Source organism: uncultured Reyranella sp. (assembly GCF_945957355.1).
GTDB lineage: Bacteria > Pseudomonadota > Alphaproteobacteria > Reyranellales > Reyranellaceae > Reyranella.
The window spans coordinates 1-25138 of record NZ_CAMFKM010000018.1; the positions used below are offsets into that span (position 1 = coordinate 1).

The 25138-nt window shown below is 66.0% G+C and carries 26 protein-coding genes and 1 pseudogene; 18 read left to right on the forward strand and 9 right to left on the reverse strand.

Annotated features, from left to right (window positions below; all coding sequences use genetic code 11):
- A pseudogene (gene glmM / locus Q0Q48_RS23505) lies at positions 1–152 on the forward strand (phosphoglucosamine mutase); the annotation flags it as partial.
- 8 nt (positions 153–160) lie between these two features.
- Positions 161–940: a bifunctional hydroxymethylpyrimidine kinase/phosphomethylpyrimidine kinase gene (gene thiD / locus Q0Q48_RS23510; RefSeq protein ID WP_366915304.1), complete on the forward strand. Its 780-nt coding sequence runs from the start codon at positions 161–163 to the stop codon at positions 938–940.
- Here the strand turns inward: thiD and Q0Q48_RS23515 are convergent.
- Positions 933–1805, reverse strand: coding sequence for an alpha/beta hydrolase (locus Q0Q48_RS23515; RefSeq protein ID WP_295143493.1), 873 nt, complete (start codon positions 1803–1805; stop codon positions 933–935). The genes thiD and Q0Q48_RS23515 overlap by 8 nt on opposite strands.
- 57 nt (positions 1806–1862) lie before the next feature.
- Between Q0Q48_RS23515 and Q0Q48_RS23520 the strand changes: the two genes are divergently transcribed.
- Positions 1863–2216, forward strand: a complete 354-nt coding sequence (locus tag Q0Q48_RS23520) for a DUF2200 domain-containing protein (RefSeq protein ID WP_295143496.1) — start codon at positions 1863–1865, stop codon at positions 2214–2216.
- 15 nt (positions 2217–2231) lie between these two features.
- Here the strand turns inward: Q0Q48_RS23520 and Q0Q48_RS23525 are convergent, their stop codons facing one another.
- On the reverse strand, positions 2232–3410 hold the full coding sequence (locus Q0Q48_RS23525; protein WP_295143499.1) for an aminotransferase: 1179 nt from the start codon (positions 3408–3410) through the stop codon (positions 2232–2234).
- Between the two features lie 308 nt (positions 3411–3718).
- Between Q0Q48_RS23525 and Q0Q48_RS23530 the strand changes: the two genes are divergently transcribed.
- The 4 genes from Q0Q48_RS23530 (at position 3719) to ugpC (ending at position 8222) form a co-directional block, all read left to right on the forward strand.
- Positions 3719–5059 (forward strand): extracellular solute-binding protein, encoded by a 1341-nt coding sequence (locus Q0Q48_RS23530; protein ID WP_295143501.1) that lies wholly within the window; start codon positions 3719–3721, stop codon positions 5057–5059.
- Between the two features lie 217 nt (positions 5060–5276).
- Complete coding sequence (locus Q0Q48_RS23535) at positions 5277–6206, forward strand: sugar ABC transporter permease (protein ID WP_366915305.1); 930 nt, start codon at positions 5277–5279, stop codon at positions 6204–6206.
- The gene (locus tag Q0Q48_RS23540) at positions 6206–7114 is read left to right on the forward strand and encodes a carbohydrate ABC transporter permease (protein WP_295143504.1); all 909 of its coding nucleotides are present in this window, start codon (positions 6206–6208) and stop codon (positions 7112–7114) included. The genes Q0Q48_RS23535 and Q0Q48_RS23540 overlap by 1 nt, the downstream gene beginning before the upstream one ends.
- Positions 7115–7121: 7 nt before the next feature.
- Complete coding sequence (gene ugpC, locus Q0Q48_RS23545; protein WP_295143507.1) at positions 7122–8222, forward strand: sn-glycerol-3-phosphate ABC transporter ATP-binding protein UgpC; 1101 nt, start codon at positions 7122–7124, stop codon at positions 8220–8222.
- A 3-nt stretch (positions 8223–8225) separates the two neighbouring features.
- On the opposite strand, the gene Q0Q48_RS23550 is transcribed toward ugpC, so the two are convergent.
- The 3 genes from Q0Q48_RS23550 to Q0Q48_RS23560 are packed head-to-tail and all read right to left on the reverse strand — an operon-like array spanning position 8226 to position 10790.
- On the reverse strand, positions 8226–9104 hold the full coding sequence (locus Q0Q48_RS23550; RefSeq protein WP_295143511.1) for an alpha/beta hydrolase: 879 nt from the start codon (positions 9102–9104) through the stop codon (positions 8226–8228).
- A gap of 17 nt (positions 9105–9121) precedes the next feature.
- Positions 9122–9712, reverse strand: coding sequence for an amino acid synthesis family protein (locus Q0Q48_RS23555; protein WP_295143514.1), 591 nt, complete (start codon positions 9710–9712; stop codon positions 9122–9124).
- 46 nt (positions 9713–9758) lie between these two features.
- Positions 9759–10790: a hypothetical protein gene (locus tag Q0Q48_RS23560; protein WP_295143516.1), complete on the reverse strand. Its 1032-nt coding sequence runs from the start codon at positions 10788–10790 to the stop codon at positions 9759–9761.
- Positions 10791–11007: 217 nt separating this feature from the next.
- Here Q0Q48_RS23560 and Q0Q48_RS23565 point away from each other — a divergent pair, with 217 nt between their 5' ends.
- The 10 genes from Q0Q48_RS23565 to Q0Q48_RS23610 all read left to right on the forward strand — a co-directional run bounded on the left by Q0Q48_RS23565 (position 11008) and on the right by Q0Q48_RS23610 (position 19763).
- Positions 11008–11937: a tripartite tricarboxylate transporter substrate binding protein gene (locus tag Q0Q48_RS23565; RefSeq protein WP_295143519.1), complete on the forward strand. Its 930-nt coding sequence runs from the start codon at positions 11008–11010 to the stop codon at positions 11935–11937.
- 37 nt (positions 11938–11974) lie between these two features.
- On the forward strand, positions 11975–12589 hold the full coding sequence (gene gstA, locus Q0Q48_RS23570; RefSeq protein ID WP_295143521.1) for a glutathione transferase GstA: 615 nt from the start codon (positions 11975–11977) through the stop codon (positions 12587–12589).
- A 9-nt stretch (positions 12590–12598) separates the two neighbouring features.
- Entirely contained in the window at positions 12599–13243 is a 645-nt protein-coding gene (gene gstA / locus Q0Q48_RS23575; protein ID WP_295143523.1) for a glutathione transferase GstA, read from the forward strand.
- A 40-nt stretch (positions 13244–13283) separates the two neighbouring features.
- Positions 13284–13922: a glutathione transferase GstA gene (gene gstA / locus Q0Q48_RS23580; protein WP_295143526.1), complete on the forward strand. Its 639-nt coding sequence runs from the start codon at positions 13284–13286 to the stop codon at positions 13920–13922.
- Positions 13919–14971 (forward strand): cyclase family protein, encoded by a 1053-nt coding sequence (locus Q0Q48_RS23585; RefSeq protein ID WP_295143529.1) that lies wholly within the window; start codon positions 13919–13921, stop codon positions 14969–14971. Before gstA (Q0Q48_RS23580) ends, Q0Q48_RS23585 begins: the two co-directional genes overlap by 4 nt.
- 21 nt (positions 14972–14992) lie before the next feature.
- Entirely contained in the window at positions 14993–15985 is a 993-nt protein-coding gene (locus Q0Q48_RS23590) for a tripartite tricarboxylate transporter substrate binding protein (RefSeq protein WP_295143532.1), read from the forward strand.
- Positions 15982–16656, forward strand: coding sequence for a GntR family transcriptional regulator (locus tag Q0Q48_RS23595; RefSeq protein WP_295143535.1), 675 nt, complete (start codon positions 15982–15984; stop codon positions 16654–16656). Before Q0Q48_RS23590 ends, Q0Q48_RS23595 begins: the two co-directional genes overlap by 4 nt.
- 67 nt (positions 16657–16723) lie before the next feature.
- The gene (locus Q0Q48_RS23600; RefSeq protein ID WP_295143538.1) at positions 16724–17695 is read left to right on the forward strand and encodes a tripartite tricarboxylate transporter substrate binding protein; all 972 of its coding nucleotides are present in this window, start codon (positions 16724–16726) and stop codon (positions 17693–17695) included.
- A 207-nt stretch (positions 17696–17902) separates the two neighbouring features.
- Positions 17903–18667 (forward strand): SDR family oxidoreductase, encoded by a 765-nt coding sequence (locus tag Q0Q48_RS23605; RefSeq protein ID WP_366915306.1) that lies wholly within the window; start codon positions 17903–17905, stop codon positions 18665–18667.
- 1 nt (position 18668) lies between these two features.
- Positions 18669–19763 (forward strand): malate/lactate/ureidoglycolate dehydrogenase, encoded by a 1095-nt coding sequence (locus Q0Q48_RS23610; protein WP_295143544.1) that lies wholly within the window; start codon positions 18669–18671, stop codon positions 19761–19763.
- Between the two features lie 4 nt (positions 19764–19767).
- Here the strand turns inward: Q0Q48_RS23610 and Q0Q48_RS23615 are convergent, their stop codons facing one another.
- Positions 19768–21444 (reverse strand): hypothetical protein, encoded by a 1677-nt coding sequence (locus Q0Q48_RS23615; protein WP_295143547.1) that lies wholly within the window; start codon positions 21442–21444, stop codon positions 19768–19770.
- A 71-nt stretch (positions 21445–21515) separates the two neighbouring features.
- Between Q0Q48_RS23615 and Q0Q48_RS23620 the strand changes: the two genes are divergently transcribed.
- Positions 21516–22487: a tripartite tricarboxylate transporter substrate binding protein gene (locus Q0Q48_RS23620; RefSeq protein WP_295143549.1), complete on the forward strand. Its 972-nt coding sequence runs from the start codon at positions 21516–21518 to the stop codon at positions 22485–22487.
- On the opposite strand, the gene Q0Q48_RS23625 is transcribed toward Q0Q48_RS23620, so the two are convergent.
- From Q0Q48_RS23625 to Q0Q48_RS23635, 3 genes are read right to left on the reverse strand one after another with little or no spacing between them, the layout of a single operon-like run.
- Positions 22474–23823, reverse strand: coding sequence for an MmgE/PrpD family protein (locus tag Q0Q48_RS23625; protein ID WP_295143551.1), 1350 nt, complete (start codon positions 23821–23823; stop codon positions 22474–22476). The genes Q0Q48_RS23620 and Q0Q48_RS23625 overlap by 14 nt on opposite strands.
- 26 nt (positions 23824–23849) lie before the next feature.
- The gene (locus Q0Q48_RS23630) at positions 23850–24338 is read right to left on the reverse strand and encodes a hypothetical protein (protein WP_295143554.1); all 489 of its coding nucleotides are present in this window, start codon (positions 24336–24338) and stop codon (positions 23850–23852) included.
- A gap of 3 nt (positions 24339–24341) precedes the next feature.
- Positions 24342–25106 carry an SDR family oxidoreductase gene (locus Q0Q48_RS23635; protein ID WP_295143557.1) on the reverse strand — a complete coding sequence of 255 codons (765 nt, stop codon included), beginning with the start codon at positions 25104–25106 and terminating at the stop codon, positions 24342–24344.
- Between the last annotated feature and the right edge of the window lie 32 nt (positions 25107–25138).

The following is a 25138-nucleotide window of genomic DNA, read 5'->3' on the forward strand; positions in this document are numbered from 1 at the left end:
CCGAAGCCAGGCTCGGCAAGAGCGGGCGCATCCTCGTACGAAAGTCGGGCACGGAACCGCTGATCCGCGTCATGGCCGAGGGGGACGATTCCGACCTCGTGCACAGCGTCGTCGACCAGATCATCGAGGCAATTCCCCGGCAGGCTGCATGAAGGGCCGCGTGCTGATTGTCGCCGGCTCGGATTCCGGCGGCGGGGCGGGCATCCAGGCCGACATCAAGGCCGTCACCGCGATGAACGGCTTTGCCGCCACCGCCATCACGGCGCTGACGGCCCAGAACACCGAGGGCGTGCACGGCGTGGTCGGCATCGAGCCGGCCTTCATCGCCCAGCAGATCGAAGTCGTGCTGAGCGACATCGGCGCCGACGCCGTGAAGACCGGCATGCTGCACAGCGCCGAAGTGATCGAGGTTGTGGCCGCCGGTATCGAGAGGCATGCCGCCGGTGTGCCGCTGGTCGTCGATCCGGTGATGGTCGCCAAGGGCGGGCACCGGCTGCTGCTGACCGAAGCCGAGGCCGCGCTGCGCGGCAGGCTGCTGCCGATGGCGGCGCTCATCACGCCCAACCTGCCGGAGGCGGAAGTGCTGGTGGGATTTCCCGTGCGCGTCGAGGCCGACATGAAGCGCGCCGCCGAGCGGCTGGCCGCGCTGGGCGCCGGCGCCGTGCTGATGAAGGGCGGCCATCTCGAGGGCGACCGCGTGGTCGACCTGCTGTTCCACGACGGAAGGTTCGACCGTTTCGAGGATGCGCGAATCGTGAGCCGCAGCACCCACGGCACCGGCTGCACGCTCGCGTCGGCCATCGCGGCCGGGCTCGCCCAGAAGATGACCTTGCGCGATGCCGTGGCGCGGGCGCGCGACTATGTCCGCAAGGCCATCGAGACCGCGCCCGGCTTCGGACGTGGCCATGGCCCACTCAATCACGCCGTGACGGTCAGATAAGACCGGCGCCCTCGGCGACCGGCAGCCGGCTGGTCCATTTGCCGGATTCCGACAGCGTGATGAAGTTCCAAAGCTCGCGGTTGAAGGCGTCGGGCTCCTCGAGGTTCACCGCATGCCCCGTCTTGGCGAACATCGCCAGCCCGGCGTTGGGCAGCACGCGCTTCAGGTAGAGGCTGGGTTGCAGGCAGGGATCGTCCTCGTCACCGCAAATGATCAGCGTCGGCAGGTCGAGCGTCTGCCATTCCTCCTCAAAGTCGTAGAGCGACGGCCGCTTGCCCTGGTAGTTCTCCATGGTGTTGGCGGCGCCCAGGTCGGGATGCTCGGAGAGGTGCCTCGTGAATTCGGCGAATCCGCGCGGGTCCTTCAGCCTGAAGCGCGAGCGGGTGGGATTGGTCGTCAGGCTCTCGGCGTACTTCGCCATGCCGTCCTTGCGGATCAGTCCGGCCGTCGTCACCGCGTCCTTCTTGAACTGCTCGTGTCCATCGAGCCCGGCACCGGAGCCCACGCCCGCAAGCGTCAGCGAGAGGGCGCGATCGGCGTACAATCTGCCGAAATGCGCCGTCGCGAAGGCGCCCTGCGAGAGGCCGACGATATGCGCCTTCGCAATCCCGAGATGATCCAGCATGTGCCTGGCATCGTCGACGGCAAATTGCTGGCCGTACATGTCGCCGGACGCGGGCACGTCGGAGCCGGGATAGCCGCGGAAGGAATAGGTGATGCAGCGATGGCGCCGCGCGAAGAAGCGCATCTGCGGTTCCCAGGCGCGCCAGTCGCCGCAATATTCGTGGACGAACAGGATCGGCGTGCCGCTGCCGGCTTCCTCGTAATAGAGCTTCACCCCGTCGGGCGTGGTGGCATGAGGCATCTCGCGCTTCCTCTTCGCATCGTTGATGGCGGCGCCGGATAGGCTAGCATCGCGTCCATGACAAAGCATCGTATCTACATGATGGGCTTCGCCAAGGTTTACGCGGCCCTGGTCGCGAAGGCGGAGCGGAAAGGGCGCACCAGGGAGGAGGTCGAGCAGATCATCAGCTGGATCACCGGCTATGGCGCCAAGGCACTGAAAGCACAGTCGAAGAAAGAGGTCGACGTCGAGACCTTCTTCGCCAAAGCGCCCAAGCCCAACCCGTCCCGTGCCCTCATCAAGGGCGTGGTGTGCGGCGTCCGCGTCGAGGAAATCGAGGAGCCGATCATGCGCGAGATCCGCTACCTCGACAAACTCGTGGACGAGTTGGCCAAAGGAAAGCCGATGGAGAAGATTCTGCGGAAGGAGTGATCCGCAGCATCCGCCTCATCCTCCAAACCGTTCCAGCCGTTCCAGTACCGTCGGGATCTTGTCGTCGGTGACGTTGGCGAAGGCGAGGCGGATGAAGCGTTCCTGCCCGGCGCCGAACATGTCGCCGGGGATGGTGAGCAGGTTCTCGTCGTCGGCCATGCGTTTGGAGACTTCGGTGGAAGGAGTCCCGACGAAGGGATGCTCCACATAGGCGAAGTAGGCGCCGATGCTGACGAGGCGCCAGCGGTTGGAGCGTTCGAGGCCCTGGCCCAGAAGGTCGGCCCGCGCCTTCAGGCCGGCCGTGTTGTTCCGCGCCCATGGCAGCAGGTTGCGCAGGCCGTACAGAGCGGCCTCCTGGCCAAGCCGCGGCGGACAGATCGAAACGCAGTCCATCGCCTTCTCGATCTCGGCCATCAGTTCGGTGCCGGCCGTCACGGCGCCGACCCGGTAACCCGTCAGCGCGAAGACCTTGGAGAAGCTGTAGAGGTGCACCAGCGTGCCGCGCCAGTCGGGCCGGCTGAAGAGATCGTGCGGGCGCTGTCCTTGCGGCAGGAAATCCTTGTAGGTCTCGTCGAGCAGCAGCGCGATCCCGTGCTTCCTCGCAAGCTCGTAGAAGGCGTGGATCGTTTCGGGCGGATAGACGGCGCCCGTCGGATTGTTCGGCGAGATCAGGATGATCGCGCGGGTCCGCGGCCCGATCAGCTTCTCCGCGTCCTCTGCATTGGGAATCGCGCCGGAGCCTGGCCGGAAGTCGAGCGATACCGGCTCGACGCCCTGCATCCGCATCCACATGTCATGATTGAAGTAGTGGGGGCGCGGCAGGATCACCTGATCGCCGGCCTTGGCGATGCTCATGAGGGCCAGGCAGAAGGCCTGGTTGCATCCTGACGTGATGCCGACCTCGGCGTGCGTGATTGTCGCGCCGTAGAAGTCGGAGAGATGTCCCGCATAGGTCTCGCGCAGTACCGGCAGGCCGAGGATCGGCGTGTAACCGTGCATGGTGGGATCGAGCAGCAACTCGCCCAGATGCTGGCGCAACTCCAGCGCCGGCGGATAACCGGGGACCGCCTGGCTGAGATCGATCAACGGACGGTCGGCCGGAAAGGTGCGGCCCAGCACCCAGCGCTTGGTTTCGCCGATGGGCGAGGGGGCAACGGCTGCGAGCCAGGGATTGGTGATCGGAACGGTATTCATGACGAGGCGGACGCTTCTTTCAAATCTGGTGCCGAGAGAGACGGCGATGGAACTTGATCGGGATGCAATTCACAGAAAATTCTCGCAAGAATTGCAGGCCCGTTGCCGACTCGGGGGGCCGCGGAGCATCCAAGTCTCGCTGCAACCTGTCAAATCCCTCGCGAATCCGGGCGCCATGTCAAAATGCATTGCTTGCCCGGTGTCTTGTGCATAGCATCGCCTCAAGGCTCCGTCTGAGAGCCAGTGCCCCAAGCGTCAGTGCGGGCTGGGATCAATCTGCCGGTCGAAATCGGCGTTGAGGAGGAAACATGGTCTCGAGGAAGGTTAATCGTCGTCGATTCGTCGCTGGTACTGCTGCCGTATCGGCAGCGTTCGTGGCTGCGCCATTCGTCCGTGGCGCCAATGCCGCCGGCAAGCTTTCGGTCGGTTTCTGGGACCACTGGGTGCCCGGCGCGAACAAGGCGGTTGAGGCTCTCGTGAAGGAATGGGCCGACAAGAACAAGGTCGAAGTCCAGATGGACTTCATCACTTCGCAGGGCAACAAGTTGCTGCTCACCACCGCAGCCGAGTCGCAGGCCAAGTCCGGCCACGACGTGCTCGCCTTCTCGACCTGGCTGCCGGCGCGCTATTCCGACCAGCTCGTCGCCATGAACGACGTGATGGAGCCGCTCATCAAGGAGAATGGCGCGGTCAATGGCACCGTCGAATATCTCGGCAAGTTGAACGGCAAGTGGCTCGCTGTGCCGGCCACGTCCGGTAGCCAGATCAAGGGCCCGTGCTCGCGGATCGATCTCCTGAAGAAGCATGCCGGCATCGACATCCAAGCGATGTATCCAGCCGGCCAGGCGCCCAAGGCTGACGCCTGGAACCTCGACAACTTCCTCAAGGCGGCGGAGGCCTGCCACAAGGGGGGCAACCCGTTCGGGATCGGACTCGGAACGACGTCGGACAATGTCGACAGCGCGGGCGCCCTGTTCCATGCCTTCGGCGCCCAGCTCGTCAACGCCAAGGGCGACATCGTGGTGAAGAACGACCAGGTCCGCCAGGTGCTGGATTACTACAAGAAATTGATGCAGTTCCTGCCGCCGGACGTGCCGTCGTGGGATGACGCCTCGAACAACAAGTTCCTAGTGTCGGGGCAGGGCTCGCTGATCATGAACCCGCCCAGCGCCTGGGCCGTTGCCAAGCGCGATGCGCCGCAGGTCGCCGAGCAGCTCTGGACGCACGGCTTCCCCGTTGGCCCGAAGGGCCGCTATGCGCCGTTCCTGCCGTACTTCTGGGGCATCTGGAACTTCAGCAAGAACCAGTCGGCGGCCAAGAGCCTGATCACCTTCCTCTCGCAGGCGAGTTCCGCGGAGAAGATGACCAATGCCTCGCAGGGCTACGACCTGCCTTCGTTCGAGAAGCTCACCACCTTCAAGGTGTGGGCGGAAGAGTCGCCGCCAAAGGGCACGCTCTACCACTACCCCAACCCGCACAACCACCAGACCCTCTCGATCGCCGCGGCTCCCGCGCCGCACAAGATCGCCGAGCAGATCTATACCCAGGCCATCCAGACCCAGATGGTCGTGCGCTACGCCAAGGGCGAGGCGATGGACAAGACGATCGACTGGGCGGCCAAGGAGCTCGAGGGCTTCACCCGCAACTGATGCGATGCCGCCCGCCGTTCCTCGAGCGAGGACCGGCGGGCGCTTCATATAGGCCCCGGAATCGGTCCGCAGGACTGGTTCGGGAAGGGTGTGCGGGCGGTCCCACGATGCACGGGACAGTCCGCCGCTCCCGTCTCAACGGCGGGGTCCGCATTGTTTTCGTAGCTCCGTTTCACGTGGCGTTTCCCGCATGGCCCGGCAGGGCCTGGAGTACCCGATGGCAGACATCGCCGCCCGCAATCCGGCAGGGCACCCGACACAGCAGCGCAGCGGCCTGCACAAACTCATGCAGCGCAAGTCGACCATCGCCTTCCTGATGGCCCTGCCGCTGATCCTCCTTATCGCAATCCTGGTGGCCTATCCGGCGGGCTACGCGGTCTATCTCGCGACGCTCAACAAGGGGATGACCCGCTTCGTCGGCTTTGGAAACTTCGAGTTCCTGTTCGGGCGCGACACCTTTTGGCTGGTGGTTTACCAGTCCTGCCTGTTCGCCATCACCGCGGTGATCTTCAAGGCGATCATCGGCTTCGTGGTCGCGCACTTCGTCCATAACATTCCGGCGAAGGGCCAGCGCAAGTGGCGTGGCATGCTGCTGGTGCCGTGGGTCATTCCGCCGGCCATGAGCACGCTCGCCTGGCTGTGGCTGTTCGACCCGTCCTACAGCGCCCTCAACTGGATCCTGTCGCTCTTCGGTATCGAGGGCATTCCCTGGACAGGCGAGGCCGGCTGGGCCCGCTTCTCTGTGATCCTCGTCAACGTCTGGATTGGCTCGCCGTTCTTCATGATCATGTACCTCGCGGCGCTGAAGTCTGTGCCCGAGCAACTCTACGAGGCGGCCTCGATCGACGGTGCGACCTGGTGGCAGCGCATCTGGTATGTGACTCTGCCGATGATGCGCAACATCATCGCGATCACCGCGCTCTTCTCGCTGATCGTCACTTTCGCCAACTTCGACATCGTGCGCGTGTTGACGGCCGGCGGTCCGTTGAACAGCACGCATATCTTCGGGACATGGGCATTCCGCGTCGGCATCGAGGGCGGTGACATCCCCCTCGGTGCCGCCGTATCGCTGTTCATGGTGCCGATCCTGGCCGTCGCCGCGACCTTCATCCTGCGCGACATCACCAAGCGGGGGAGTGAAGTCTGATGGCCGACGCATCGATCGCCAGCGGCGCGCCGAGCCGCCCCAAGTACGGCAGCATGAGCCGGGACCGCGCCTGGGCGCTGCGCTGGTCCTATTTCTTCCTCGTGCTGTTCGCCATCTTCTTCCTGATGCCGCCGGTCTACATGCTGATCACCTCGCTGAAGACCAGCGCGGAAATATCGGCCGCGACCAACCCGTGGTGGATCAGTAATCCGACCCTGCAGAACTACATCGACCTGCTCTCGCAGAACCAGTTCCTGGTCTTCTTCAGGAACTCGGCGATCGTGTCGATCTGCGTCGTCATCCTCACCATGGCGATCAGCGTGATTGCTGCCTTCGCGTTGGCCCGCATGAAGTTCTGGGGATCGGCTACGCTGGCGACCGGCGTGTTCCTCACCTACTTGATCCCCGAAACGCTGCTGTTCATCCCGCTGTTCAAGATGTTCGCCTGGGTGAACGAGGTGTTCGGCGTCCAGCTGATGAACCATTGGTGGACGATGATCATCCTCTATCCGACGTTGACGGTGCCGTTCGCCACCTGGATCATGATCGGCTACTTCGCGTCGATCCCCAAGGAGCTCGACGAGGCGGCCCTGATCGACGGCGCCACCTGGATGCAGACTCTCACGAAGATCTTCATTCCGGTGGCCCTGCCGGGGATCATCGCGGCGACGATCTTCACCTTCACCGTGGCCTGGGCTCAGTTCCTCTACCCGCTGGCCTTCACCACCTCGACCAGCGAGCTGGTGCTGCCGGTGGGCATCATCACGACGCTGATCAAGGGCGACGTCTTCAACTGGGGGCAGATCATGACGGGCGCGCTGCTCGGCGCAGCGCCACCGCTCATCATCTACGCCTTCCTCATGGATTACTACATTGCGGGTCTGACCGCGGGCGCGACAAAGGGATAGTCGACACATGGCTCAGGTAACGTTGCGTAAAGTCGTCAAGAAGTACGACGAAGTCCTCGCCGTCCGCGGCATCGACCTCGATATCACCGACAAGGAGTTCATCGTCCTGGTCGGCCCGTCGGGCTGCGGCAAGAGCACCACGCTCCGCATGATCGCGGGGCTGGAGGAGATCAGCGGCGGCGACATCGAGATTGGCGGGCACATCGTCAACGACGTGCCGCCCAAGGACCGGGACATCGCCATGGTGTTCCAGAACTACGCGCTCTATCCGCACATGAACGTCTACGAGAACATGTCGTTCGGGCTGAAGCTCAAGAAGACGCCGAAGGACGTGATCGACCAGCGGGTCAGGCAGGCGGCGCAGATCCTCGACATCACCGAACTGCTGGATCGCAAGCCCAAGCAGCTCTCCGGCGGTCAGCGCCAGAGGGTCGCCATGGGCCGCGCCATCGTGCGCGATCCCAAGGTGTTCCTGTTCGACGAGCCGCTTTCGAATCTCGATGCCAAGCTGCGTGTCCAGATGCGCACCGAGATCAAGAAGGTGCATCAGAAGGTCCGCACCACCACTGTCTATGTGACCCACGACCAGGTCGAGGCGATGACCCTGGCTGACCGCGTGGTGGTGATGAACGGCGGCATCATCGAGCAGGTCGGCTCGCCGAACGACCTCTACCACTCGCCGGCAACCAAGTTCGTCGCGGGCTTCATCGGCTCGCCGGCCATGAATTTTATCACCTGTCAACTCGAGCAGGCGGCGGGTGCCCTGAGGGTGAGGGTGAACGACACGCTGTCCTTCCCGGTGCCGGCCGACCGCACGGCGCGCTACACGCCGCATGTCAGCAAGCCCAACCTGATGCTGGGGCTGCGGCCCGAGCACATCATGGAGACGAGGCCGCATACCGAGCCCAACCAGCACGATTTCGACATGCTGATCGATGTCGTCGAGCCGATGGGCATGGAAACCCTGGTCTATTTCACCGTGAACGGCCGGGAGGTCTGCGGCCGAGTCAATCCCAACGCGGGCGCCGCCGCGGCACAGTCCATGAAGCTGAGGGCCGACCTCAGCAACATGCACCTGATCGACGACAGCACCGGCAAGGTGCTCTGAGCGTCAGCGCGCGTCGTCCGAGTCCACTTCGGCGAGGAAGCCGGAGACGAGGGCCTTCACGACCTCGGGCTGGTCGTCGTGGATATAGTGGCCGGCATCGGCCACTTCCTTCCAGCGCACGAGAGGATTGCGTGCGGCCATCGCCTCGGCGGTTTCGCGCCGGAAGTAGTCCGAGCGGCCGCCGCGCAGCGCGAGCGTCGGGGCACATAACGCTTCAACATGCGGCCACAGGTCCACCCGGCGCGACGGGTCTGGATCGAGCCGGGCGCGGGCGATTCCATCATGGTCGTACTGCCAGCCCCACGTTCCGTCGGGATGCTGCTTCAGCATGTTGCGTAACCGGTCGAGGCGCGCTTCCTCGGTGACGCTCGGGCGCAGGTTTCGCATGAAGGTGACGGCGGCGTCCCAGCTTTCGAAGGAGCGGGGGGCCGAAAGCAGTTCCTGGCGGATGCGGGCGGAGCCCGCGCTGTCCTCCGAGGCGCCCGGGCCGGCATCCTCGATGATCAGCCGCCGGATTTTGTCGGGATGAGTCGCGGCATAGACGTAGGCTGCGATACCCCCCATCGAATGGCCCAGCAGGTCGAAGCGGCCGAGGCCGAGATGATCGACCACGTCCTCAATGTCGCGGACGTAGCTGTCGTTATAGTAGTTGCCCGCCGGATCCCAGTCGCTGGCACCGCGGCCGCGCTGGTCCCAGGCTATAGTGCGGAAGCCGGGCTCAAGCGCCTGTGCCAGCCCGGTGAAGGTCCGGGCATAGCCCCGAATCCCGTGCAGCATGACGATCGGTGCCGCGGCGGGCGGGCCCCATTCCAGCACGCGCAGCGACAGGCCGTCGCGGGTGCGGACCCTGTATTCCCGCGATTCCTGTTCAGTCTTGGCCATGCGATCCTCTTCGTCGGTCAGGCGGCACGTGATGCGTCGGCGGTGGGACCGCCGAGACGCGCATGCAAACGCCCGCGCGTGGCGAAAGCGAAGGCGATGACGATCTCGTCCGCGTTGGGCGCATCCGCGAACATGGCGCTGATCGTGTCGTAGTGCGAGCGGACATACAATTCGTCCTTGTGGGCGAGCGGAATGTCGATCGACGAACCCGGGACGCCGCGCTTGCCGGTCGAAGGAATCCAGGACTTCGCCCCGCCGATCGCCGAGCGCACAGGATCGGCGAAGACCGTCGTCAGCAAGGCATTGCCGTGCTCGTATTCGCCGGCCGAGCCCACCAGGCAGGCCTTGCCGTAGCTCTCGACTCGCGCATCGCCGATCGTCTCGCGGATGCGCTTCCCGAACTCCCGGCCCAACGCCTCCGAGGCCCTCACCGAGCCGCCGAGATTACCGACGAAACGGCCGGCGTGGGGATTATGCAGGGCAGCCCCGACCACGATCTTGCGGACGGGACTGCCGTCGGCCAACTCGCCAGTTTCGGTGGCCAGGGTATCTTCGATCTGCAGGTACCATTTGCGGATATGGAATTCGCCTAGATTGTTGGTGCGCATTTTCCGTTTGTCTTCAGGTGGGAGGAGCGCCGATGTCTCGCGGCGGTCAGGTGATCGAGCGGGGATGCGCGCGAACCGGCGCCTCGAAGGGCGTCCAGGCGACGGCGGTGATCTCGGGGAACGCACGCCATTCCTTGAACCAGCTCCGTCCGCCGTCGAGCGAGCGGAAGAGATCGCCGTACTTGGTGCCGGCGAACACCAGGGCCGGGTCCGAAGAATGCAGGCCGAAAGCCCAGAAGGTCGAGTTCGGCTCGGCATGGAGCAGGGCGGGGACCCAGCTGTCGCCGCGGTCGGTCGAGCGGTAGAGGCGGCTCCGGGTGCCCGGAGTGCCGTCACCGACCGCCAGCATCAGCGCACCGTCTCCGGCCAGCGGCTGGACGGCGCGGGTGTAGTAGAGCCCCTCGAAGCGATCCTTGGAGGCGGCACCAGTCCACGCCTTGCCGCCGTCGGTACTGGTGAAGACCGAATTCACCGTCGCCACGAAGATCCGGTGCGGGTGCTGGCTGCTCGCCGGCAGCATCGAGATGCTGTGGATGTCCGAATTGGTGATTCCGCAGTCGGGATCGATACGGCGCCAGGTGGCGCCGTGGTCGCCGCTTTGCCACAGCCCGCCTTCCTCCACGCCGAACCAGATCTGGGCGGTGTCTGAGGGATTGACGTAGATCGTCAGGATGCGGGGACGATTGACGCCCTGGCAGAATTCCGGGATTTCGGGCGAAAGGCGCTCCCAGCTCTTTCCGGCATCGGTCGAGCGGAACATGGCCGCACGCGAGGGCGCGCCTGTGCCCGCGTAAATGTAGGACGGGTTGGCCGGATCAATGGCGATCGACCATACGGCCTGACCGTTCATTGGCGAGTCCACGAGCGAGAAGTGCGCGCCGCCATCGGTGCTGATGCATAGGCCTGAATCGGCACCGGCCAGGACCACCTGCGGATCCTTGGGATGGACCACGACGCTGCGCACGACGCCGTCGAACTCGATGGCCTCCTTGAGACCCAGACGGTGCCAGCTCGCGCCATCGTCGACGCTGCGCAGGAAGCCCTGGCTCGCCGTTCCAACCAGAATCGTACCCTTCATGTCTGCTCCTCCATTGTCGGCGCCCCCGGATCGCGCCGGGATTCGTCCCTGCTCCAAGGCTGTGCAGAGCATCTTTGCCTGCTCGGATCGGCCTATTCAACAAAATTGTAGTACGAGACTTGTTTTTTAAAACAGAATCGTCGTACCTTTCTCGCCAAGCAGCGAGGGGGTCGCGATGAAAGGGTTGTTTCGGAGGGTCGTGCGTACATGCGCCGCGGTGGCGCTACTTCTCTCGGGGCCAGCGATGGCCGGGACCTATCCGGAACGCCCGGTGACCATCGTCGTGCCGTTCGAAGCGGGCGGATCCACAGACGTTTCGGCGCGGGTCGTCGCCAAGGCCCTGTCGGACGTGCTTCGCCAGCCGGTGGTCGTGTTGAACCAGCCGGGCGCGGGCGGGCGCATCGGCACGCGCCGCGTCGCCACCTCGGAGCCCGATGGTTACACGCTGCTGTGGGGCAGTGGCAGCACGCTGGCCGTCGCGCCGGTTCTTTATCCCGACCAGACCTACCTGACGACTTTGGTGCCGGTGAGCCTTGGCGCCTTGCAGCCCTTCGTGTTCGTCACGTCGCGGGCGACCGGGGCGCGGAGCCTGGCCGAGTTGCTCGACCAGGCGCGCGCCAAGCCCGACGTGCTCAACTTCGCCTCGGCCGGCATCGGCTCCAGCAATCACCTGCTGGGCGAGATCATGATGGCGACGACGGGTACGAAGTTCGTCCACGTCCCCTACAAGGGTTCGATCTCGGCGCGTGACGCGGTGATCAACGGCGATGCCCAGCTGATGGACGAGGTGCTGGCACCGCTGCTTGCTCAGATCAAATCCGGACAACTCGTGCCGCTGATGGTGACCAGCGAAGCGCGCGATCCCGCGCTGCCCGACGTGCCGACGGCAAAGGAAGCGGGCCTTCCCGACCTGTCCATCACCGGCTTCTTCGGCCTGATGGCGCCGCCGAAGACGTCGCCCGAGATCGTGGCCACTCTGAACGCGGCGATGAAGAAGGCGCTGGCCTCGCCCGAGCTGCGCAAATCCTACGAGGCCATGAGCTTCGATGTCGGCACCGGTTCGGCCGAGGAGCTGGCGACGCTGATCGCACGCGGCCGAGATCGCTACGGGCGGATCGTGTCCGAACGCAAGATCACCGTGAACTGAACACCATCCCGAACCACGCCCTCACAGCGAGACCGATATGAAACTGTACCTGACCCCACATGCCTGCTCCCTCGCCGTCGACATCGTCGCGCGTGAACTGGATATCCCGCTCGCCCTCGAATGGGTCGACGTCCGCGCCAAGAAGCTGCGTGACGGGTCCGATTACTATGCGGTCAACCCGAAGGGGCAGGTGCCGACGCTGCAACTCGACGACGGCGCGTTCCTGACCGAGGGGCCGGTGATCGTGCAGTGCATTGCCGACGGCAAGCCCGGCAATGCGCTACTCCCGCCGGCCGGCACGATGGCGCGCTACCGCGTTCTCGAGTGGCTGAACTTCGTAGGTACCGAGCTGCATAAGGGCTTCACGCCTCTGTTCCGCCCCACCACGCCGCAGGGGTATCGCGAGATCGCGCGGCAGAACCTCGCCACCCGATTCAAGTGGCTCGATGGTGTGCTGGCCGGCCAGACCTTCCTCACGGGTGACGCGTTCAGCGTGGCGGATGCGTACTGCTACACGATCCTGATGTGGTCGAAGCTGCACGACATCGACCTCGCGCCGTGGCCGAACCTCGCCGCCTACGTCGCCCGTGTCGGCGCTCGCCCGTCGGTGCAGGCAGCCGAGGCAGCGGAGCGCCAGGCCAAGGCGGCCTGAGGCAGGCCGATGACCATGAAGTTCTTCCACGAGTCCCACGGATGCTCGCTGGCAGTCGACATCGTCGCGCGGGAACTTGGCATTCCGCTCGAGATCGTCTGGGTCGACATGCAGCGCAAGGTCCTCCCCGACGGCACCGACTTGTACGCCATCAATCCGAAGGGGCAGGTGCCGTCGCTGCAGCTGCCGGACGGGCAGTTCCTCAGCGAGGGGCTGGCGATCATGCACTACCTGGTCGATCTCCGGCCGGACAGCGATCTCGCCTCGACCGCGCGAGGCGCGGAGAAGTACCGCGTGCTGGAGTGGATGAGCTTCATCGGATCGGACCTGCACAAGGGCGGGTTCATGCCGCTCTTCAAGAAGGCGACGCCGTCCGACTACCGGCCGATCGCCCTGCAGCACATTGCCGGTCGTCTGGAATGGCTGAACCGCCATCTGGCCGATCGGGACTATCTCGTGGGCGACCGGTTCACCATCGCCGACGCCCATTGCTACGCGATCGTCATCTGGACGAAGCGGCATGCGATCGACGTCACGCCCTGGCCCAGACTCGAAGCCTACATGGCAAGGATTGCCGCCCGTCCGTCGGTGCGTGCCGCTGTCGACGCCCAGCTCGTCCAGGAAGCGATGGAGGCCAAGACCCGTGCAGCCTGATCCAGCGAATCCCCTTCCGTCTTCGCGACAGAGATATCCCATGAAGTTCTTCCATGAAGTCCGCGGCTGTTCCCTCGCAGTCGACATCGTTGCCCGCGAACTGGGCGTGCCGCTCGAGGTGATCTGGGTCGATGTACCCCGCAAACTGCTTCCGGACGGAACCGACTACTACAAGGTCAATCCCAAGGGGCAGGTGCCAGCGCTCGAACTGCGCAACGGCGAGTATCTCACCGAGGGCGCCATCATCATGCAGTACCTCGCGGACATGCGGCCGGAGAGCGATCTCTGCGCCGCGCCGGGCACGCTGCAGCGCTACCGCATCATGGAGTGGATGAGCTTCATCGCCTCCGACCTGCACAAGGGCGGCTTCATGCCGCTTTTCAAGAAGACGACGCCCGACGACTACCGGCCGCTGGCGCGCCAGCTCGTGGTGTCGCGCATGAAGTTGCTGGACGAGCAGCTGGCGGATCGCGATTACCTGACCGGCTCCGTCTTCACCATTGCCGACGCCCATTGCTACGCGATCGCGATGTGGACCCATTATCACGACATCGATCTCGCACCATGGCCCAACCTGTCGACCTATCTGACGCGGATCGGCAGACGTCCCAGCGTGCAGGCGGCCAAGGCGGCGGAACGTGCGGAAGCGCAACGCCAGGGCTACGAGGGCAATGTATGACCGCGCGCTGGAGCCGCCGGCCGGACGGGTCGAACTGGGGTGAGTTCGGTCCTGACGATCAAATCGGCGCGATGAACCTGGTCGGCCGCGAGCAGGTGCTGAAGGGCCTGGCCGAAGCACGGACGGGGCAGACGTTCAGCCTGTCGCTGCCGCTCGACCTGCCGGGCGGCAATGCCCTGCATCCGAGTCGCCACCCGCCGCGCCGGTTCGCGACCCTGCGGGCGGGCAAGAGCGCGGGCGAGCAGTGCTTCTGTTTCGCCCTGCAGCGCGACAATCCGCTGCTCACCGACGTGGTGTCCGACGACGTGGTTTTGCTGCACACGCAGTATTCGACGCAGTGGGACGGGCTCGCGCATATGGGCAGCCTGTTCGACTCCGACGGCAGCGGAAAGCCGGAGGTCACCTTCTACAACGGCTACCGCCCGCGGCATGGCCTGACGGTGGCGGAACGCTGCGAGCGCAGCGAGGCCTGGGCGACCTACGAGAATCCGCGCGCCGATGTGCTGGGCATCGAGAACATGGCGCGCCACGGCGTGCAGGGGCGCGCGGTGCTGGTCGATCTCGCACGCCACTACGGCCGGGAGAACCGCGCGGTCGGGTACGACGATCTGCAGCGCATCCTCGAGAAGGACGCCGTCGAGATCGAGAAGGGTGACATGGTGTGCTTCTACGCCGGCCTAGACGAGCTGATCCTCGGCATGGCCGGGAAGCCCGATGCGGCGGTCCTGCAACGCTCCTGTGCGGGTCTCGACGGACGCGACAAGCGGCTCCTGTCCTGGATCACCGATACCGGCGTCGCGGCGTTGATCTCCGACAATTTCGCCGTCGAGCTGATGTCGAAAGAGGCGCCGCAGATCTCCCACGCCCTGCTGCCTCTGCACGAACACTGCCTGTTTAAGAACGGCATCCACCTCGGCGAGCTGTGGTTCCTGCGTGATCTGGCCGTCTGGCTGCGGAAGAACGGAAGGAATCGCTTCCTGCTGACGGCGCCGCCCCTCAATCTCCCGGGCGCGGTGGGCTCACCCGTGACGCCCATCGCCACTGTCTGAGGCGATGTCCGGAGGTTCACGATGAAGCGCAGGTTGTTCAACATCTCGGCTCTGGCGGCCGCGACCGCCACGGCGGCCGGACTCGGCCGTCCCGCCGCGCCGCGGGCGCAGGGTGCCGCGTTTCCGCCGCTCGTGTCGCTGGTCGTGCCCTTCGCGCCGGGCGGCGGCGCCGACCAGCTCGCGCGCGAATTCGCCAACGCGGCGGCGCCGTTGCTGCCGGGGACGACCTTCGTCGTCGACAACAAGCCCGGCGCCAACGGAGTCATCGCCAACCGCCATGTCGCGCGCCAGAAGCCGGATGGCGCGACCTTCCTGCTGGGCACCTCCAGCACCCATGCGCTCGGCTCGCTGATCCATCGCGGCGACGTCGACCCGGTGGCCGACTTTGCGCCCGCTACGCTGCTGGCCGAGACGGCGACGGCGTGGGCGGTGCTGGCGACCTCGCCCTGGAAGACGCTGCAGGAGGCGATCGCGGCGGCACGGCTGAAGCCGGTCACCTACGGCACGTTCGGCGCAGGCTCCTCCGCCCATCTCTACGGGCTGGTACTGGCTGGCGCGACCGGCGCGAAGCTCGAGCACGTTCCTTACAAGGGTTCGGCCCAGGCCATCACCGACCTACTGGCCGGACATGTCGATTCCGTGTTCCTCACGACCAGCGCGCTCGACGCGATGACGAAGCTGGGCAGGATCCGCCTGCTCGCGGTGAGCGGCGAGAAGCGTACGCAGCTCCTGCCCGATGTGCCGACGTTCAAGGAGCAGGGCGTCCCCCAGCTCGAATTCAACGGCTGGTTCGGTCTCTTCGGCCCCAGGGGCACGCCGGCGCCGCTGCTTGATCGGCTCGCCAGCGCGGCAAAGGCGTTGGGCGAGGATCAGTCGTTCCGCAGCCGTCTTGTCGCACAGGGCTACGACTGGGTCGGCTCCACCCCGGACGCGCTGGTGCGCGAGCTGGCGCGGACGATGGAGATCTACACCCGGATTGTTGCCACCACGCCGGCCGGGGAGCTCTCCCGATGAGCGACAACGGAATGAACGGCGCCGAGAGCGCGACACCGCTCCGCAAGCAGGCGGAAGAGGATCTGCGCAAGGCGATCCTCTCGGGCAAGTACGACGCCGGCGAGCGCCTGAAGGAGCGCCAGCTCATGGAGACACTGGGCGTCAGCCGCACGCTGCTGCGCGAGGCGCTGCGCCAGATCGAAGCCGAAGGGCTGGTCACGCTGGTGCCCAATCGCGGCCCCGTGGTCACGGTGCTCTCCTACGAGGACGCCGAGGAGATCTACGAGGTCCGCGGCATCCTCGAAGCGCAGGCCTGCGTGGGCTTCGTGCTGCGCGCCTCCAGCGCCCACGTCCGCAAGCTGCAGGACGTGTTCGCCAGTCTGAAGGAGGCCGCCGAGGGCGGTGATGTATTGCGCACGCTGGAACTCAGCAGCGACTTCTACGACGTCATCCTCGAGGGCAGCGGCAACAAGGTGCTGAGCTCGATGCTCAAACTGTTGCACAACCGCATCGTGCTTCTGCGTCGGACGTCCATGTCTGAGCCCGGCCGCCTTCCCGAGACACTCGACGAACTGACCCGGATGCACGAGGCCCTTTGCGCGCGCGACGAGTCCGCCGCCAGCAAGGCCTCGCAGCACCATGTCCGCCAGGCCTCCCGGGCCGCCCTGCGCATCATGCGCCAGCGGCAGTAGGAGACGGCATGCCCGGTGGGATTCCAGTTCGCCGGCGACTGAGCCGGTTCTCACGGGGGAAGGCTCCATGTCGTCGATCAGAATCCTGTCTGCCATACTGCTGCTGGCCCTGAGTTTCACTGGGCCGGCGAAAGCGCAAGCCAACTTTCCGGCGAAGCCGATAACGCTCGTGGCGGCCTTCGCGCCGGGCGGTGCCACCGATACGGCGGCCCGCATCATCGCCAAGGAACTCTCGATCGAGCTGGGACAGCCGGTCGTCGTCGACAACCGCGTCGGCGCCGGCGGCGCCATCGGTGCGACTTCGGTCGTCAGGGCAGCGCCGGACGGCTACACGTTGCTGCTCGGAACAGGTTCCGAGATGGTCGTCCTGCCGGCCGTGAAGATCGTGCCGCCCTACGATACGCTGAAGGACTTCACCCCAATCGCCGAGATCGGCACCGTGACCTTCGTGCTGGTGGCGCATCCGTCGGTCGCTGCCAGCAGCGTGCAGGAGTTGATCGCACAGGCACGGGCCAATCCCGGCAAGCTCTCCTTTTCCTCGTTCGGCATGGGTTCGACCAACCATCTCCTCGGCGAATTCTTCATGAAGAAGTCGGGCACCGACCTGCTGCACGTGCCCTACAAGGGCAGCGCCGCCGCGGCGACCGACCTGGTCGCCGGCGAGGTCAAGCTTTCCTTCGACACGACAACTGTGGCGATGCCGCTGGTCCAGAGCGGCAAGCTGAAGGCGCTCGGCCTGCTGTCGCCGGAGCGTTCCGACGCGGCCCCCGGCGTCCCGACCCTGGCCGAAAGTGGCGTTCCTCTCTCGACCGTCGGCTGGGTCGGTGTGGTCGGGCCGCGCGGTATGCCGGCTCCGATCGTCGAGCGTCTCAACAAGGCCATCAACAAGGTCCTGGCCATGCCCGCCATCGTCCAGTCCTTCAAGGACCGCGGCGTCACCGTCATGACCGCCACGCCCGAAGGTTTCAGCAGGTTCATCCAGTCCGAGGTCGTCGAGTGGACGCAGGTGGTGAAGGACGCCGGCGTGAAGATCGAATAGCGCCGCATCGCCGGCGAGGACGAAGAGGGGCTTGCCGCAGGGCAGGCCCTTTTTCTTTGCGTGCCATCATCGGCTTCCGCCGCTCGGCTCGTGGCGCGCATCTCCCCGCGACGGGATCATCGTGAAGGCGTAGGCTCGCAACCGCGCGGCTGGTGCCGCACGAAACCGGGAACAATGGACCCGAGAGGGAAACGAGGAGAGAGCGTGATGGGTATTCTGACGGGCAAGGTCGCGTGGGTAACGGGCGCGGGGTCGGGCATCGGTCAGGCGGCGGCGGTGGCCTTGGCCAAGGACGGTGCGACCGTGGTGCTGACCGGCCGCCGCCGGGCGCCGCTAGAGGAGACCGCGGCGATGATCGCCGAGGCTGGCGGCAAGGCCGAGGTGAAGCCGGCCGACCTGATGAAGGCCTCCGCGGTCGAGAAGACCGTTGCCGCGATCGCCAAGAAGCACCGCCGCGTCGACATCCTGGTCAACAATGCCGGCCTCAACATCCAGAAGCGGAGCTGGAAGCAGCTGACGCCCAAGGGGGTCGACGAAGTCGTGCATGGCAACCTGTCGAGCGCCTTCTACTGCACCTCGGCCGTGCTGCCGCTGATGCGCAAGAACAAGGGGGGTGTGCTGATCCACACCTCTTCGGTGGCCGGCAAGGTGCCGAGCCTGCTCTCGGGCCCGGCCTATTCGGCGGCCAAGCACGGCGTGGTGGCGATGAGTCACACGATCAACATGGAGGAATGCGTCAACGGCATCCGCTCCTGCGTGGTCTGCCCGGGCGAGGTGGCGACGCCGATCCTCGACAAGCGGCCGGTGCCGATCACGCCGGCCGAGCGCAAGCGCATGGCGCAGTCGGAAGATGTCGGCGACCTGATCCGCTACATTGCCTGCCTGCCGCCGCACATCGTCATCAACGAGGTGATGATCAATCCGACCTGGAACCGCGGCTACGTCGCGAGCCTGCAACGCGGGAAGTCCTGACATGGGGAGCGTGACCATCAAGGCGAAGGAACTGGAATCCTTCGTCGCGGACATCTTTGCCGCCGCGGGATGCTCGAAGGAGGAGGGCGGCCGCATCGGCCGCTATCTCGTGAGCGCCAACCTGTCGGGTCATGACAGCCACGGCGTGGTGCGCGTGCCGCGCTACGCCTCGCAGAAGAAGACCGGCACCGTCATCGCCGACGTGAAGGTCGACGTGCTGGTCGACACGCCAGTCATCGCAGTGGTCGACGGCAAGTACGGGTTCGGCCAGACCGTGACGCCGCAGGCCGTGCAGATCGGCATCGACAAGTGCCTGAAGAACGGCCTCTCGGCGGTGACCCTGCGCAACGCGGGCCATGTCGGCCGGGTCGGCGACTGGGCCGAGATGGCGGCCGATGCGGGCCTCGTCTCGGTTCATTTCGTCAACGCCTCGGGCAGCGTCCTCGTGGCGCCGTTCGGCGGTGTCGAGCGTCGTTTCTCGACGGCACCCTATTGCGTCGGCGTCCCGCGGCCAGGACAGGACCCGCTGGTTCTCGACTTCGCCACCTCGATCGTGGCCGAGGGCAAGGTGCTGGTGACCAGCCAGGGCGGCAAGAAGCTGCCCGAGGGGGCACTGATCGGCCCGGATGGCAAGCCGAGCGCCGATCCGCACCTGCTCTATGGCGACTACACGCCCACGGGACCGCGCGACCACAGCAAGGGCACCGGCGCCATCCGCGCCTTCGGCGACCACAAGGGCTCGGGGCTGGCCTTCATGTGCGAGATCCTGGGCGGCTCGCTTTCGGGCACGGGGGCGACCGACCCCAAGCGCGGCCGCTTCGCCAACGGCATGCTGTCCTTCTACGTCGATCCCAAGGTGTTCGACGCCGAGGGCTTCTTCCCCACGGACATCGCCAAGTACGTCTCCTTCGTGAAGGGCTCCAAGCCCGCAACGCCCGGTGTCGAGATCCTCGTGCCGGGCGAACAGGAGTCACGGACCCGCGCCCAGCGTCTTGCCGACGGCGTGCCGCTGCCGGACGACACCTGGGCCGCCATCGTCGAGACGGCGCGCTCGGTCGGTCTCGACGAAAGGCGCATCCAGCAGGCGACGATGTAGCCCGTTAGCGGCCGGCGGCGCGCTGCAGCCGGTAGACGGACCCCGCGACCGGATCGACCGGTGCCGGCGTCGCGACATAGTCGGTGCGCAGCATACGTTGCAGCGCACCGAGGCGGCCGGCGTCCGCCACCATGCCGGTCTCGGTCAGCAATTGTGCCTCGGGAATGTCCCATAGGCGCACGACCAGCACCGCGTAGCCCAGCTCCATCGCACGATCGATCTGTCGCCGCAGCGACTCGACATGCCGCTCGGCGCTCCAGTCAGGATGTCGCAGCACGTCGCCGGTGAAGCCGATCCATTTGAACTTCGGCAACGCCTGCGGCGCGGGCCCAAGCCCGGCGACGCCCGGCTCCGACGTGCCCCAGTGCAGCGAGGCGTAGACCATCGTCCAGTCGAAGTCGTGCAGCAGGAACACCGTGCGTGATGGATCGCCCTGCTGCTCCAGCCGCTCGATCGCGAGGCGCCATTTGGTGTCGAGGCCGCGCAGTGGGGCGATGCTCCAGACGTTGTAGGCGAACAGCGCCACGGTGACGGCAGTCATCGCGGCGAGACCGCGCGCGGGCCAGCGCCGGCGCGTGGCCAGCAGTACCAGCGCCCAGGCCGGTGTCACCCAGGCCATGACGTTGACCTGCATCTGCGGGTCCTGCGGCTGGGAATAGAGGTTGAAGACCTCGCCGGCGAGGAAGGTGATGCCGAACACCGCGACGAGGGCGCGGGTCTGCCCGTCGCCTCGGGTCGGCCACAGGGCCGAGCCCGCCACCCAGGCGATGCCGATCAGCCAGAAGGTCGCGACGAAGCGCCAGATATCCCACCCGGGAACGGCATCGAACGTGGTGACGCCCGTTCCCAGCAGGTAGGCGACGATTCCGTCCCAGAGGTAGCCGACCTTGGGCCAGGTGAAGCCGGCCCACACCGAGCGCACCGCCTTGCCTGTCCAGATGAGATCGAATGGGCCGACGGCGCCCGGGTGCCCGTGCCAGGCCAGTGCAACGAGTGCGGCTGTGGCGGCCATCGTGCCGAGGAAGAGCGCGATCCAGGCAAGGCGCAGCGACCAGCGCCGCTCGCAGAACCAGAGGGCGGCCAGCATCGCCGGCAGGGTGGGGAACATCAGTCGCCATTCGAACAGCCAGCCGGCCGAGAACAGGACCGAGACTGCCACGACGCGCGCCACCGTCGGCCGCGCCAGCCACACCGCGCCCAGCGCCATCGCGGCGAACATCACCGTGTAGCTCGGCATGATGTCCTCGTTGACGATGGCGAGGAACATCACGTGACTGGTCGCGAGATGGAACGCGCCCGTCAGCCAGCCAATGATCCGGTCGCCCGTCACCGCCCGCGCGAGCAGATAGGCCGCGCCGACACAGAGACTTGCGCTGACGGCATTGAGGATCGTGAGCTGCCGCCGCGGATCGCCGGCGAAGACACCCAGCAGGTCGAGCAGCCGGCAGAGCGCGCCGTAGGCGGGATAGAAGAGATAGTTCGACGGGTAGAGCGGCGCGTTCGCCGGATCGACCACCCACGGCTTCAGTTCGAGGCTCTTGAAGACGCCATTGCCGGTCAGTCCGCCCTGCGCATTGTCGAACCACAGGATGAGGGCGATCAGCATGGCGCTGCTGCCGATCACGAGCAGGGCGAGATCGGCAAGTGTTCCCCTCGACCATTGCTCGCCAGTTTGCCCCATGCCGATATTTTTGTAGCGAATGCCGGCAGTATTCACAACGATGGCGCCTTGAAGAGCCATTGGAGGAAACAATGAAGACGATGATGAGGCGTACTGCCTGCGCGCTGGTCCTGGCGGCGGTGGCGGTACCGGTTTGCGCCCAGGATTTCCCGTCCAGGCCGCTCAAGCTCGTGGTGCCCTACGCGCCGGGCGGTGGCGCGGACTCCGTGGCACGCATCGTCGCCAAGAGGGTTTCCGAGAATATCGGCCAGCCGATTGTGATCGAGAACAAGGGCGGCGCCGGCTCGATCGTCGGGACCGACCTCGTGGCCAAGGCCGAGCCCGACGGCTACACTTTGTTGCTCGGCCAGTCCGGCCCGATCTCGATCAATCCGGCCGTCTACAAGACGCTGCCCTACGATCCGGTGAAGGACTTCGCGCCGATCACCATGACGACGGCCTATCCCTACATCCTGGTCGTCAATTCCGAGTCGCCGGCCAAAACCCTGAAGGAGTTCGTGGTGCTGGCGAAGAGCAAGCCCGGTGCGATGAATTACGGCTCAACCGGCGTCGGCGCGGCCAACCATCTCGTTGCCGAGCTGTTCAACAGCAAGGCGGGGCTCAAGATGACCCATGTGCCCTATCGCGGCACGGCGCTGGCGGTCGGCGATCTCGTCAGCGGTCAGCTGAACGTCGTGTTTGGCGATCCGATCAGCGTCCTGCCTCACATCAGGTCCGGCAAGCTGCGCGCGCTGGCCGTCACCAGCCTCGAACGCTCACCGGTGGCGCCGGAAGTGCCGACTGTCGCCGAGAGCGGCTATCCCGGCTTCGAGGCTCTGGCCTGGCACGGCATCCTGGCACCCGCAAAGACCCCGCCTGCCGTGATCAAGAAGCTGAACGCCGAGATCGTGAAGGCACTGGCCGATCCCGCCACCAGGGAACTGCTGGAGAAGCAGGCTATGCAGACGGTCGGGAACTCGCCGGAAGCCTTTGCCTCCTTCATCCAGAAGGACATCGCGACCTGGAAGGCGGTCGCGGCAGCCGCCAACGTCACCGTCGAGTAGGCACCCCCAGCGCCAGCAGCGAGGAGACATCCTCGCTGCGGTCGAGCGCCCAGACGGCGTCGATCAGCGGCTGGATGTCGTGGTCCGGCTCCCAGCGCCTGGCCTCGTCCCGCAGCTTGGCCTCGATCTCGGCATCCTTCAGCGGGTTAGACGAGCTGCCGCGCGCCGCTTGGGTGGACAGCGCATGCTTCTTCCCGTCGGCGGTCCAGATGTCCATCTCCGCGGCGATGGTCGAGATACCGTCATCGCTCGCGCATTCGAACCGAGCCCGTAGCGCCTTGATGGCGGGATCGGCGACGCAGGCATCGGTCAACTGGTCGAGGCCGGCCTTGCCCAAGACGAGAGCCGCCGCCACGCAATGCTGCAGGCTGACCTGGGCCTCGCGGCCCGTGGCGATGTCGGCCCGGTCGGTGCGCTGCAGGAGCAGAGGATTGCCGCGTACGGCGATCCGCTCGACCGCCACGTCCGGATGGGCGCGCCGCCAGTCGAGCGCGAGGTCGAGCAGTGGGTGGATCACGAAGCCCGCGGCATAGGGCTTGATCGAGTTGTGAGTGACCTGCCAGTCCCCGCCCAGACCGTCGAGCAGGGCTTTCCAGTCGGGCGGCTCGCCCATGGCGGCAAGAAAGCCCTGCGCGCCGGCGATCGGCTCGGGCGGGCCGGCGAAGCCCTTCTCCGCTAGCAGCGCCGAGAACAGGCCATTGCGCGCGGCGTTGCCCACGCTGACGCTCTTGGCGGGCCAGCCCAGGCACTCGCAGAGGCCCGACGATTGGGTTGAGGCGCTGCCCAGCGCCCACACGGTCCGCTCGACGTCGAGGCTGAGGAGCTTGGCCGCGCCCGCCGCCGAACCGAACACGCCGCAGGTCGAGGTGATGTGCCAGCCCTTGGGATAGTGACCGGGCGATATCGCGCCGCCGACCCGGCACTCGATCTCGAAGCCCAGCGCAAAGGCCAAGAGGAGTTCAGGTCCGGTGACGCGGCGGATCTCGGAAAGGGCCAACAGCGCCGGGGCGAGCGGCGATGTCGGGTGAACGACCGTCGGCAGATGGGTGTCGCAATAGTCGAAGACGTTGGCGCCCGCCGCATTCAGGAAGGCGGCCGTCAGCGGGTCGATGCGCTCGGGCCGCCCGACGATCGTGGCCTGCCGGCCGCCCGAGAATTCGCCCAGCGTCCGCAGCGCCAGCTCGACAGGCTGGGTGCGGCAGCCGGCGATCGCGACGGCAAAAAAGTTCAGCAGGGCCCGCTTCGCTTCGTGGCGGGCCTTCTCGGGAAGGTCGTCCCACTTCGTGTCGACAATGAAGTGGGCCAGTTCCTGGGTGACGCCTTGTCTGGGCAGCATGGTATTCTTTCTGTGAGCAAGCGTATCTATTCGCGGACCGCAGCACCTTCGAGCTTGAGCGCGGCATCGGCAGCGGGTTTGATCCCTTCGTCGAGGCGCAGGCATCCGGCGTTGAGCCCGTCCCCCGGCTTCCTGTCGACCGGCGCGATGAACAGCGTCGTGACCTTGATGTCTCCCACGGCGAGTCGCGCCTCGCTCAGCCAGCGCGTCGCCCGGATCGAGGCGCCGCCCTTGTCGAGCAGGACCCAGCCGCAGAGCACTGTGCGTTCCCCCGACGGATCGATGCGGACATGGGCCGTGTCGTTGCCCTTGAAGCTGCCGGCGGTGCTGGTCACCTGCCATTCGAAGGGCACGGCGCGGTACAGCTTCGCGTCTTCGGCCGAGACGTCGATCGTGCCGACATAGTCGGCCTTTGCGAGCGACGGATCACGAATCCAGCCCTGCGACGCCGCGATGCCGTACAGGACCAGCGCCGCCGCCAGCAGCAGCATCGCCCAGCGTGGAATACCGGTCATGGGTTAGGCGAGGATGGTCGTCAGGCCGCCGTCGACCACCAGCGTGTGGCCGGTGATGTAGGCGCCGGCGTCCGAGGCGAGCAGCAGCAGGGCGCCACGCAGATCCTCGGGCTTGCCCCAGCGCGCGGCCGCGGTGCGGCGCTCGAGCATGTCGCTGAAGTCCTTGTTCTGCTGGAGGGGCACGTTGAGTTCGGTCCGGATGTAGCCGGGCGCGATTGCATTCGCGGTGACATGCGGCCCGTATTCGGCCGCCAGGTTCTTGGTCAGGCCGACGAGCCCGTGCTTGGCCGAGACGTAGCCCGCCACCGAGGCGCGGCCGAGGACCGCCATGACCGACGAGATGTTGACGATCCGCCCGTACTTGCGCACGAGCATGTGGCGGCCGACCTCGCGGGCGACGATGAACTGCGACACGAGGTCGGTCTCGATCACCTTGCGGAAATCCGCCGTTGCGGTGTCGACGATGTCCTGGCGATGGACGATCCCGGCATTGTTCACCAGAACGTCGATGCGGCGGTGCCTGGAGATGATGGCGCGAACCTTGGCGACGACATCCGCCTCGTCGGTGACGTCCAGCGGGACGACATGCGCCGTGCCGCCCTTGCGGGTGACGGCGCGGGCCGTTGCGTCGAGCTCTTTCACGGTGCGGCCGGCGCAGAGCACGGTCGCACCGGCGTCCGCCAGGGCCAGCGCCATGTCGCGTCCCAGTCCGCGCGACGCACCAGTCACCAGGGCGACGCGCTTCTTCATCGAAAACAGATTGGCCATGTTCCCGCTTACCATTCGCTTCTTTGCCTTGG